The organism is Bradyrhizobium sp. (genome assembly GCF_036735945.1).
In the GTDB taxonomy this organism is placed as follows: Bacteria; Pseudomonadota; Alphaproteobacteria; order Rhizobiales; family Xanthobacteraceae; genus Bradyrhizobium.
The window spans coordinates 1-11,518 of sequence record NZ_DAINNI010000139.1; the positions used below are offsets into that span (position 1 = coordinate 1).

At 66.2% G+C, this 11,518-nt stretch carries 9 protein-coding genes; all 9 read right to left on the minus strand.

What is annotated here, in order from left to right; genetic code table 11:
• Nucleotides 1–2,579, minus strand: a 2,579-nt coding sequence (locus V7E26_RS26120; RefSeq protein WP_324421852.1) for a flotillin family protein, incomplete at its 3' end; no start/stop codon positions are given.
• A gap of 26 nt (nt 2,580–2,605) precedes the next feature.
• On the minus strand, nt 2,606–3,439 hold the full coding sequence (locus V7E26_RS26125) for a phosphoenolpyruvate hydrolase family protein (RefSeq protein WP_324421854.1): 834 nt from the start codon (nt 3,437–3,439) through the stop codon (nt 2,606–2,608).
• A 3-nt stretch (nt 3,440–3,442) separates the two neighbouring features.
• Nucleotides 3,443–5,659 carry an ABC transporter permease gene (locus V7E26_RS26130; RefSeq protein ID WP_324421856.1) on the minus strand — a complete coding sequence of 739 codons (2,217 nt, stop codon included), beginning with the start codon at nt 5,657–5,659 and terminating at the stop codon, nt 3,443–3,445.
• On the minus strand, nt 5,652–6,434 hold the full coding sequence (locus V7E26_RS26135) for an ABC transporter ATP-binding protein (protein ID WP_324421859.1): 783 nt from the start codon (nt 6,432–6,434) through the stop codon (nt 5,652–5,654). Before V7E26_RS26135 ends, V7E26_RS26130 begins: the two co-directional genes overlap by 8 nt.
• A complete protein-coding gene (locus V7E26_RS26140) occupies nt 6,427–7,515 on the minus strand; it encodes a branched-chain amino acid ABC transporter permease (protein ID WP_324421861.1) in 1,089 nt (362 codons plus the stop codon). Before V7E26_RS26140 ends, V7E26_RS26135 begins: the two co-directional genes overlap by 8 nt.
• Nucleotide 7,516: 1 nt before the next feature.
• Nucleotides 7,517–8,527, minus strand: a complete 1,011-nt coding sequence (locus V7E26_RS26145) for a branched-chain amino acid ABC transporter permease (protein WP_324421863.1) — start codon at nt 8,525–8,527, stop codon at nt 7,517–7,519.
• A gap of 195 nt (nt 8,528–8,722) precedes the next feature.
• Nucleotides 8,723–9,550: an AraC family transcriptional regulator gene (locus V7E26_RS26150; protein WP_324421865.1), complete on the minus strand. Its 828-nt coding sequence runs from the start codon at nt 9,548–9,550 to the stop codon at nt 8,723–8,725.
• A 128-nt stretch (nt 9,551–9,678) separates the two neighbouring features.
• On the minus strand, nt 9,679–10,929 hold the full coding sequence (locus tag V7E26_RS26155) for an ABC transporter substrate-binding protein (RefSeq protein WP_324421867.1): 1,251 nt from the start codon (nt 10,927–10,929) through the stop codon (nt 9,679–9,681).
• 269 nt (nt 10,930–11,198) lie between these two features.
• Nucleotides 11,199–11,518 (minus strand): AMP-binding enzyme (locus tag V7E26_RS26160; protein WP_442893484.1); only part of this gene is annotated, 320 nt, incomplete at its 5' end.

Sequence of the window (11,518 nt, forward strand, 5' to 3'; positions counted from 1 at the left end):
TCGATCTTCTCCATCGGCTTGACGCTCTCGCGCACGATGCCCTCGATGCGGTCGAGCAGCTTTCTGCGGAACAGCGAGTAGCGCGCCTGGTCGGTGAGTACGTTCTCGGCCTCGTTGAGCATTCGCTGCGCCTCGGCCTCGACGGTGGCACGCACGCGCTCCGCTTCCGCCGCGATCCGGGTCTCCTCGGCCTGCTTCTCGGCGAGCAGCACCTCGACCGTCTTGCGGCGCTTTGCGATCTCGCTCTCGCGCGCGGTGACGACGCGCTCGGCGGCTTCGGTGGCGCGCACGCGGGCCTCTTCGGCCGCGGCGCGCGCGGCGGACTCTTCGAGCGACTTCTGGTGAATGGCGATCGCCTTCTCCATCAGGACCGTCTCGACCTCCTTCTCGCGGTTGACCTCGAGCTTGCGCAGCTCGCGCTCGCGACCGACGCGGGCCTCATCGAGACCGCGATCGGAGGCAATGCGCGCGCGCTCGACTTCCTCGCGGGAGGCAATCTCGGCCTCCTGCAGCGACTGGACGCGGGCCACCTCGAGCTGCTCGATCGAGCGGCGGCGCCCGAGGCGGGCGGCTTCGAGTGCCTGCTCGCGTGAAACGTCCGTGGTCTCAACCTCCTTGCGGGCGACGATCTCGGCCTGCCGGACCTGGCGGTCGGCATCGATCCGTTCGGACTTCTTGGCGGAGAGTGCGATGACACGGTCCTCATCAGCGATCTCGATCGCCTTCTTCTGCTCGATGTTGAGCACCTCGCGCTTCCTGGACGAGTCGATCCGCTCGGCTTCGAGCGCGAGATCGACGGTGATGCGCTGGCGCTCGATGGCGTCGCGGCGCTTCAGTTCGGCGGCCTCCAGCACGCCGGTGCGCTCGATTTCGAGCGACCGCGTGTCGCGTTCGGCCTGGATGCGCTCGGCCGCAACGGCTTTTTCCTGCGCGATGCGGGCCGCCTCGATCGCCTCGCGGGAGGCGATGTCGGCTTCCTCGACGGCGCGGTTGCGGGCGATCTCCAGCGAGCGGACGCGCTCTTCCTGCGCGATCCGCGAGGCCTCGGTGGTCTCGCGCGCGGCGATGCCGGCGACCTCGAGCGTCTGATTGCGCTCGATCTCGAGTTGGCGGGTGTTCTGTTCGGCGGCGATCCGCTCGGCGGCGAGCGTCCGCTCGCGGGCGATGCGGGCGGCCTCGACGGCGCGCTGCGCCTCGATCTCGGCTTCCTGGATGGTACGGACCTGCTTGATTTCAAGCGCGCGGGTCCGCTCGTCGGAAGAGATGCGCTCGACGTTGACGATCATGGTCTGCGCGATGCGGGCCTTTTCGGTGGCCTCGCGGGCGGCGATCTCGGCTTCGTCCACCGCGCGGGTCCGCTCGATCTCCCGGCGCCGCGTCTCTTCCTCGTTGGCGATGCGGGCGTCGGTGACGACGCGGTCCTGCTGGATCCGGGCCTTTTCGATCGCCTCGCGGGCGGCGATCTCGGCTTCCTCGACGGTGCGCATCCGTTCGATCTCGCGCTGGCGGACCTCGCGTTCCGACGCAATCCGCGTCGTGTCGATCGAGCGCTGGTTGGCGATGCGGGTCTTCTCGATCTCCTCGCGCGCCAACAGCTCCTTCTCCTCGATGGTGCGGGTGCGCTCGATCTCCTTCTGGCGGGTCTCGCGCTCGGCGGCGATGCGGGCCTCCGCAATCGCCTGCTCATTGGCGATCCGCGAACGCTCGATGGCTTCGCGCGCGGAAATCTGGGCCTGCTCGGCCTCGGTCTCGCGCAGCGCGCGTTCGCGGGCGACTTCGGTGCGCTGCAGCGCCCGGCGCATCTCGATGTCGCGTTCCTGCTCAAGGCGCGCGGTCTCGCTCTCGCGCTCGATTTCAAGCGCCTGACGCTCGGCCTCCAGATTGCGGGTGCGGATCTTGATCATCGAGTCCTGCTCGATGTCGTTGCGCAGCTTGCGCCTGGCCTCGATGTCCTCCATCAACCGGGTCAGGCCTTCGGCGTCGAAGCGGTTCGAGGGATTGAAGAATTCGAGGTCGGTCTGGTCGAGATCGGTGATGGCGACCGATTCCAGCTCGAGGCCGTTCTGGGCGAGGGCTTCGGCGGCATTGGTCTTGACGCGTGCGACATAGTCGCCGCGCCGCTCGTGCATCTCCTCCATGGTCATTTCGGAGGCGACCGAGCGGATCGCGGAGATGAACTTGCCGGCCAGCAGCGCGTGAAGCTGCTCCGGCTCCATGGTGCGGCGGCCGAGAGTTGCAGCCGCAATCGAGACGGCCTCGCGGGTCGGCTGTACGCGGACATAGAAATCGGCCTCGATGTCGACGCGCATGCGGTCGCGGGTGATCACGGCGTCCTGCCTGGAGCGCACGATGCCCATCGGCAGCACGTTCATGTTGACCGGCGTGTAGGCGTGGATGAAGGGCAGCACGAAGGCGCCGCCATTGATCACCACGCGTTCGCCGAGGAAGCCGGTCCGCACGAACGACACCTCCTTGGAGGAGCGGTGATAGAGCCAGTTGACGATGTAGACGCCGACCACGATCACGATGATCGCGACGATCAGCCAGAGGATCAACTCGCCGACCAAAATCCCTGACATGTCTTCCTCCCTCAATCTATCCGGCGTTACCGCGCGCCGATCGCCTTGAATTTTCGTACCTGTTCCGTCAAGGCCCGCTCCACCGGCAACCGCTCCATCGAGGAGGCGCCGTAGAAGCCGTGGCAGTAGCGGGTGTTCTTCATGATGAAATCGGCATCCGCGGGATCCGCGATCGGCCCGCCATGGGCGAGCACGAAGATGTCCGGATTGACGCTGAGCGCGGCAGAGGCCCAGGTGTCGATCCGCGCCGGGCAGTCCTTCAGTTTTGGCGCGGTCTGGGCGCCGATGGTGCCGCCGGTGGTGAGCCCGAGATGGCAGACGATGATGTCGGCGCCGGCGATCGCCATGGCGGCGGCTTCCTTCTCGCTGAAGACGTAAGGCGTCGTCAGCAGGTCCTTCTCGCGCGCCTTGGCGATCATGTCGATCTCCAGGGCATAGGACATGCCGGTCTCTTCGAGATTGGCGCGGAAGACGCCGTCGATCAGGCCGACGGTCGGAAAATTCTGCACGCCGGCGAAACCGAGCGCCTTGAGCTGGTCCAGGAACACGTCCATGTCGCGGAACGGATCGGTGCCGTTGACGCCGGCAAGCACCGGCGTCTTGCTGACGACGGGCAGCACTTCGCCGGCCATCTCCAGCACGATGGCGTTTGCGTCGCCATAGGGCATGAGCCCCGCGAGCGAGCCGCGGCCGGCCATGCGGTAGCGGCCCGAATTGTAGATCACAATGAGATCCACGCCGCCGGCCTCTTCGCACTTGGCCGAAAGACCCGTACCGGCGCCGCCTCCGACGATCGGCTCGCCGCGCTTCACCATCTCGCGAAACCGTTTCAGCAGTGTCGCGCGTTCAAACCGGGCCATCGGTCACCTCGCTAGTCTCCGGCGCGCCCCGGCGCGGCCGAACAGCGTTCGGAACGCGCTCGCGATGGTCGAGGCGAACTCGGGATCGTTGATGTTTTGCTTGACGCGGATGAGTTGACGGTTGGCGGTCTGCCGCACCGTGCGCTCCAGCGCGCGGAACAGGGCGGCGTCGGCCTCGGGATCCCAGAACGGCTGGCCGCGTGCGTCGAGCGCGGAGACGCCACCTTCCGGCAGGAAGAAGCGCACCGGCCCGTCCATCTGGTTGAGCCGCTCGCCGATCCAGCGGCCCATGCGCTCGTTTTCTTCCGCGGTGGTCCGCATCAGCGTCACCTGCGGATTGTGAACATGGAACTTTCGGTTGCGGTAGCGCTCAGGGATGGTGTCGGGCGCGCCGAAATTGACCATGTCGAGTGCGCCGACGGAGCCGATATAGGGCAGGCGGGTGCGGATGACGGCGCCAAAGCGATCGTCGGTGGCGGGAAACACTCCGCCCATCAGGAGGTCGCCAATCTCGGTCGTGGTGAGATCGATGACGCCGGCGATCTGGCCGGAATCGACGAGCTTCTCCATCGAGCGGCCGCCGACGCCGGTGGCGTGGAAGATCAGGCATTCAAAGTCATCACGCAGATCGGCGGCGATCTTCTGCACCGCGGGCGTGGTGACGCCGAACATGGTGATCCCGACGGCAGGCAGTCCGGCGCTCGCGGCTCGCTCTTTTGTCTCGCGCTGATCGAGCCGCGCCTTGACCATGCCGGCGATCGCGTTGGCGCCGTTCGACAGCACCGCGCGCGAGATCGAGTTGAGGCCCTGCACGTCCGTGACCGAATACATCATGGTGATGTCGGCAGGGCCGACATAGGACGCGACGTCGCCGGAAGCGACCGAGGAGATGATGAGCTTCGGCACGCCGACGGGGAGGGTGCGCATGGCAGGCGCGACCAGCGACGCCGCACCCGAGCCTCCCGCCGAGATCACGCCGGCGATATTGCCCTGTCGCCGCATCCAGTTGGCGAACGCATCCGCCATCGCCGTCACCGCGGCGCCGCGGTCGGGGCCGAACACGGCCGAGCCGCCGCGGCCATGGTTCAGCGCGATCTCCTGCGCCGAGACATCGCAGGTTGCGTGCTTGCCGCTGGTGGAGACGTCGACCAGCCGCGTGCGCAGGCCGCTTTCGGCGATGATGTCGCGGACGAAGCGGAGCTCGGTGCCCTTGGTGTCGAGCGTGCCGGCGACCAGGACCACCGACGGCCCGGAGGCCAGTGCCGTGACCGGTTCGCGCTTGCGCCGCGCCGTCTCGTCGAGCCGCGCGACCTGCGTCGAGAGCGTGCGCGCGGCGGCCTCGATGCGCGCGATGGGGACCGGCTGGGACCAGCGTGTCGGCAGCGTGGGATTTGAGATGTAAATGCGGATCGGTCCGCTGGCGCGCGCGGGCTGCGGGGTTGGCCTCGCTTCCCCGCCGGTGGCGGGCGCATCGATGTCGGGTTCGAGTTCGGCGTGAAGACCGACGCCGAGAAGGCGCTGCTGCAGTTCGCGGTCGGCGGATAGCCGTACCGAGTCGATGATGCGATTGATGCGACCATTGACCATGATCGCGACGTTGCGCGAGACCGCGGTCGCCACCCCGATGTTCTGCTCGATCACGAGCACGGACATCTCGCCGTCCTCGCCGAGCCGCAGCAGCATCTCTTCGACCTGGGCGACGATGACGGGTGCGAGCCCCTCGGTCGGTTCGTCCATGATCAGAAGCTGCGGGTTGGTGATCAGCGCGCGTGAGATCGCGAGCATCTGTTGCTCGCCGCCGGAAAGCTCGCCGCCGCCGTGGTCCTTGCGTTCGGCGAGCCGCGGGAATGTGTCGTAGATGCGTTCGACCGTCCAGGCGCCGGACCGCAAGCCGCCGGCAAGCCGCAAGTGCTCGTCTACGCTGAGCGAGCGCCAGAGCCGCCGGCCCTGTGGCACATAGCCGACGCCGAGGCGCGCGATATGGGCCGGCTGCCGCCGCGTAATGTCCTCGCCGCGGACGCGGATCGAGCCGCCGCTGACGGGCACCATGCCCATGATGGCCTTGCACAGCGTCGTCTTGCCCATGCCGTTGCGGCCGACGACGGAGAACACGCCTGTAGCGAGCGAGAGGTCGACGCCCTGCAGCGCGTGCGAATGGCCGTAGTAGACATCGAGGCCCCGGACCTCGAGCGCGGCGGCGGAGCGGCGGGCCTCATTCATGGCCGCCTCCGAGATAAAGCTCCTGCACCTCGGGATCTGACTGGATCTCCTGCGGCAGGCCCTCCTTGAAGATACGGCCATTGTGCATCATCGTGACGCTCTCGACGACGCGCAACGCCACGTCCATGTCGTGCTCGATGATGATGTAGCCGATATGCGCCGGCAGCGAGGTCAGGATCTCGACCAGCTCGGCCCGCTCGGTCGGCGAAAGGCCCGCGGCCGGCTCATCGAACAGCACGAAGCGCGGCGCGCCCGCGAGCGCCAGCGCGATCTCGAGCTGGCGCTGCTGGCCGTGCGCGAGCTCGGCGACCCGCCGGTCCTTCACCGCGGCGAGGTGCACGGCCTGAACGAGGCTGTCGGCCGCGTGCATCAGCGCGTCGTTCTGTCCCGGACGCAGGAATGAAAACCGTCCGCGCGAGACGCCGCGGCACGCCAGATAGACATTGTCCTGCACGGTAAGGCCGGGGAACAGCGCGGAGATCTGATAGGTTCGCCTGAGGCCACGGCGGATGCGCTCATAGGGCGGGAAGTGCGTGACGTCCTCGCCGAAGAAGCGGATGGTGCCGGAGGAGGGCGGGAAATCCCCGGTGATGCAGTTGAACAGCGTGGTCTTGCCGGCGCCGTTGGAGCCGAGCACGGCGCGGCGCTCGCCCGGACGCACGGTGATGGTGACGTCGGTCAGCGCCGCGAGCGCGCCGAACAGCCGGGTGACGCCGCGCAGTTCCAGCGCGGCACCGGCGCCGACGGCCGAGAGGCGCTGCGCGACGCTATCCATGGCCGCGCCCTCCGCCCGGGCGGTCCGCTTGCCGACGCTGACTCTGGCGCCAGCGCTGCCACAGGCCGATCACGCCGTCCGACGACCAGAACACGATGGCGAGGAAGCCGAGGCCGATCAGCAGCCGGAAACGATTGCCGTCGAGCCCGATCTTGACCAGGAAATCGAGCGCGAAGGTGCGCAAGAGGACAAAGACCAGCGCGCCGATATAGGGACCGATCGGCCGCGTGATGCCGCCGACGATGGCGATGATGAGGATGTCGATGCAGGCTCCGACGCTGACCGAGCCCGGCGAGACCTGGCGGTAGTTCCAGACCTGCAGCACGCCGGCGAGACCCGCGATGAAGGACGCCACCGCATAGGCCGCGACGCGGTGGGCGTTGACGTTGAAACCGAGCGCGGCCATGCGGCGCGGATTGTCGCGCACGCCCTGAAGCGCGAGGCCGAACGGGGCGCGGGAAATGTACCCGACCGCGAAGTAGCAGAGGGCGGCGACCGCGAGCACGACATAGTAGAAGGGGATATCGGCCCGCCAGTTGACGCCCCAGAAATGTGGCGTGGCGACGGTGTTCATGCCGGTGTGGCCGTTGAAGATCGCCCAGTTCTGGTTGGTGAAGTAATAGAATGCCGCGCCGATCGCGAGCGTGATCATGATGGTGTAGATGCCCTCGGTGCGCACCGCGAGCGCGCCGCCGAGCGTGCCGAAGATCGTCGCCAGCATCAGCGCCGTCGGCACCGCCAGCCACCACGGCCAGCCCAGGCTGATATTGGCGTTGCCGCTGACGCCGAACACCGCGACCATGTAGGCGGCAAAGCCCGCAATGGTGAGCTGCATCAGGCTGACCATGCCGCCATAGCCGGCCAGGAACATCAGGCTGAGCGCGATGGTGCCGAGGATCAGCGTCGTCGCAAAGATCTCGATCAGGAAGAAGCCGTTGGCGATCAGCGGCATGATCAGGAGGATGACCGCCACGATCCAGGCCGCGGGATTGTTGATGTCGGGCCACCCGCGCACGGCCGGCCGCTCCGCCGTTGAAGTGGGCTTGTGAACCTGGACGCGGGCGTCGTGGGTGACGGACATCTCAGCGTCTCGCGAGCAGGCCCTGCGGCCGAAGCGCCAGCACCAGCACCATGATCAGGAACGTCACGACGATGGCGTAGGTCGGGATGTAGACCGAGCCGAGCTGCTCGGCGAGGCCGATGATCAGCGCGCCGAGCGCCGCACCGGGGATCGATCCCATGCCGCCGACGATCACGACCACGAGCGAAGCAAGCAGGAAGCGGATGTCCTCGCCGGGGGAAAGGGACTGGAACGTGCCGCCAACCACGCCCGCGATGCCCGCAAGCCCGGCGCCGAGCGCGAACACGAGCACGAAGACGATCTGGATGCGCACGCCGGTCGCGGCAAGAATGTCGCGGTCGTCGACGCCGGCGCGGATGATCATGCCGATCCGGGTGCGGTTCAGCGCTAGCCACATCGCGATGCCGATGATCACGGACGCCAGGAAGATCACAAGCCGGACCAGCGGATAGCGCAAGTAAACCGGCTCGCCCGAGGATTTCACCGCCGTGATCAGCGGCAGCTCGATCGGGCCGATCAGCCAGCTCGGGGTCTGGATCTGGTAGAAATCGCCGCCGCAGGCCCACAGCATCAGATCGGCGAACACGATCGAGAGTCCGAGCGTCACCATGGTCTGGCGCAGATCCTGGCCCTCCATGCGGCGGAACACGAGGACCTGGAGCAGGACGCCGACCAGCGCCGTCAGGATGAAGGCGATGATGAATGAAAGGATCCAGGAGCCGGTCGAGGCGCTGATGGCGTAGCCGACATAGCCGCCGAACAGATAGAGCGAGCCGTGCGCGAGGTTGACGTTGCGCATCAGGCCGAAGATCAGCGTAAAGCCGCTGGCGACGAGGAAATACAGACCGCCAAGCGTGATGCCGTTGAAGAGCGCGTTGAGGAACACCCGCTTGCGGCCGAACGCCTCTTCAAGCCCCGGCGGCCACACTGCGAAGATCAGCCACAGCGCCACAGCGACCGCAATGATGACAACCAGAGCCCAGGCGGGATGGCGTTCGACAAAGCGGGTCATGATCGCCGCTCCGTCGTCACGTCACTGCAACCCTCACCCCACAAGCGAGGCGAGGGGGGGCCGTTACCGGCCGCAAGCCCTGCCATGAACGTGCGCTCCCTATCGACCGCGATCCTCTTGGCGGGATCGCGTTGCGCTCATCCTAATGGGGCTGCAAGGGAAGCGTTTGATCGTGAGTATCTTTTCGCGCGTCCGTCAGGCGCGCAAAACCTTGGCGGCGCGGCGATAATCGGTCGGCGCCATGCCGACATTGGCGGCGAAGAAGCGGGTGAAACCGCTCTGCGAGGAGAAGCCGAGATCGAAGCCGATATCGGCGATGGGCGCCTCGCTCGCCACCAGCGCTTCCAGCGCCTGTTCCATCATCAGCGTGTTGAGATAGAGGTGCGGGGTGACGCCGGTCTGGGTGCGGAACAGCCGGTAGAAATGCGGCCGCGACAGGCCGGATTCGCGCGCGATGGTGTCGAGCTCGATCTCGGCGCCGGGGCTTTCCGACATCATCTTGATGCACTTGCGCACGCGAAAATCGGTGACGGAACCGTTGGCGCGCGGATCTCGCGAGGTCTCGGACTGCTGCCAGCTCTCGTCGTAGCAGATGTCGATCAGCCGTCTCAGTTCGCCATCAAGGCTATTGAGCGAGGGGGCGCCGCACACCAGGGCGGCTGCGTGCCTGATATGCCTGTCCAGCGCAGCCGAGCGCGTCAACTGGGTACGGCCGAAGCGCAGGCGGTCGGCGCCGGGCGCATCGGGCGCGAACCACTCCGCATTGACATAGAGCACGAAGAAGACGGCGCCGCCATCGAGATCGGTGGGCAGGAAGTTATGCGGCTCCCATGGATTGACCGCGACGACGGAACCTTCGGTGAGTTCGTAGCGTCCGTTGCTGACATCGATGCATGCGGAACGCCCCCCGACATGGAAGATCAAGTGACCTTCGCGATGTGCGTGGATGTTGAAAGGGCGGTTCAACTGATAGACCGTCGCCCGGCCAAAGCGGCCGTGGAAGACGGCGAGCGCCCGGCTCATGCCTTCCCTCCCAATAGCTCTTGTCTTTTTTCTTCACTGTTCAGCAACCAGGGAGAGAATGCAAGGGCGCACGATGTCCGCTCCTTGCAGCCTCTCCCTGCCAGTCATCGCTCGCGAACGAGACTACGTCAGTACTTCTTACATTCCGGTACTGTACGGCTTGGCAGACCGATCTTGGCGAACACCGCGGGGTCGTAGCCCAGCGTCTGGTTCACGTTCGGGATCACCTTCACGACCTTCGAGAACAGCGCGCCCTTGCCGTCGTCGACGACCTCGGTGACGAAATTGGTGCCGATCGCCTGGCGGTTGGAGTCGAGCTTGATCTTGCCGTTGGGCGCGTCGAGCTCGATCTTGGCGAGCGCTTCCTTGTACTTGGCCTGGTTGTTGGAGAGATCGCCATTGACCTGGCGCAGCGCCAGGATCAACGCCATGGTCGATCCGTAATAGTTGGTAGCGAGCAGCGACGGGCTCGGGAAGCGCTTGTTCGGCGGGAAGGCGTCCTGATAGTCCTTCACGAATTTCTGCCAGCGCGGATCCTCCCAGGTGTCGGCCTGGCCGCTCGCGGCGAGCGTGCCGACCAGCGCATTCTTGGCGTTGCCCTTGGACGACAGGATGGTCTGGTCGATCATGATCGAGCCGCCCATCAGATGCGCCTTGCCGCCGGCCTGCTGGTACTGGTTGAGGAAGTTGACGGCGTCGGCGCCGCCGAGGCCGAGATAGATCGCGTCGACATCGTCGGGCAGGGCGGCGATGACCGAGGCAAAATCCTTGGTGCCGAGCGGCACCCATTGCCGGTTGGTGACCTGTCCGCCGGCGCCGCAGAATTCGAGCACGAGGCCGAACACCTGGGTGTAGATGAAGGAATAGTCCTCGCCGACGGTCGCGATCTTGCGATACTTCTTTTCGTCATAGGCATATTTGCCGAGGCCGACCTGCCACTGCGCGCCGTCCATGTTGTAGCGGAAGAAGTTCGGAGCGGGATCGACAAAGGTCGTTTCCTGGGCACCGGAAGCAGCGTTGATGAAGGTCAGTTCGGGATGGGTTTTTGCGAAATTCTTGACCGCAATGCCTTCGTCGCCGGACAGCGGCGAGAGCAGGATCTGCACCTTGTCCTGCTCGATCAGCTTGCGCACGGCGCGGACCGCGGAATCCGGCGTGGCGTCGGTCGAAGCGATGACGAACTCGAGTTCCTTGTCGCCGACCTTCTTGCCGAGCACGTTGAGCGCGGTCTGGAAGCCGCGGATGCCGTCCTCGCCCAGCACGGTGTAGGTGCCTTCGAGCGTCGCGGTGACGCCGACCTTGATCTTCTCCTGCGCGAAAGCGGTGCCCGAAAGTAACAGGCTGCTCAACGCAATCAGTCCTAGACTGCCTTTCAACATTGCTCTCCTCCCTGGGGCGTTTCTTCTCGCTGCTCTTCACCGCATGGCCGCGCGACCGCCGCGATGCGGCGTTCGGAAGGCCAACGGTTCTTGGGACGAAAGCTAACCGAACTTGGACGCACCGCACGCGCCGGGGCCATGCACGGCTTGACGGGCAGTCTCATTTTGAATGTTGCGGCGCAACTCCTGCCGCGGTGCAACAGGCCGGCCGCTGCTCCGAGGTACCCCGCGGGCAGATCGCGACCAGCGCGTCTGCGCCTACTTGAATCTCAACTGACGCGCCGTGTCTGGTTTTCCCAGAACGGCCGACGCAGCTCGCGCTTGAGGATCTTGCCAGCGCCGGAAAGCGGCAGCGGCGTCGATGTAATGTCGACGCTGCGCGGGCATTTGTAGCCGGCGATCAACGTCTTGCTGAATTCCAACAACTCCTCGGCTGTCGCGCTGGCGCCGCCTTTCAGCACGACGACGGCGTGGACCTGCTCGCCCCAGCGCTCGCTCGGGATGCCGATGACGGCGCATTGCGCCACGGCCGGGTGCTGCGCCAGCGCGTTCTCGACCTCGGCGGAATAGACGTTCTCGCCGCCGGAGA

Bases quoted from the DNA above. Each gene is read 5' to 3' on its own strand.
- V7E26_RS26125 (WP_324421854.1), bottom strand. From the start codon at position 3,439: ATGGCCCGGTTTGAACGCGCGACACTGCTGAAACGGTTTCGCGAGATG.
- V7E26_RS26130 (WP_324421856.1), bottom strand. From the start codon at position 5,659: ATGAATGAGGCCCGCCGCTCCGCCGCCGCGCTCGAGGTCCGGGGCCTC.
- V7E26_RS26135 (WP_324421859.1), bottom strand. From the start codon at position 6,434: ATGGATAGCGTCGCGCAGCGCCTCTCGGCCGTCGGCGCCGGTGCCGCG.
- V7E26_RS26140 (WP_324421861.1), bottom strand. From the start codon at position 7,515: ATGTCCGTCACCCACGACGCCCGCGTCCAGGTTCACAAGCCCACTTCA.
- V7E26_RS26145 (WP_324421863.1), bottom strand. From the start codon at position 8,527: ATGACCCGCTTTGTCGAACGCCATCCCGCCTGGGCTCTGGTTGTCATC.
- V7E26_RS26150 (WP_324421865.1), bottom strand. From the start codon at position 9,550: ATGAGCCGGGCGCTCGCCGTCTTCCACGGCCGCTTTGGCCGGGCGACG.
- V7E26_RS26155 (WP_324421867.1), bottom strand. From the start codon at position 10,929: ATGTTGAAAGGCAGTCTAGGACTGATTGCGTTGAGCAGCCTGTTACTT.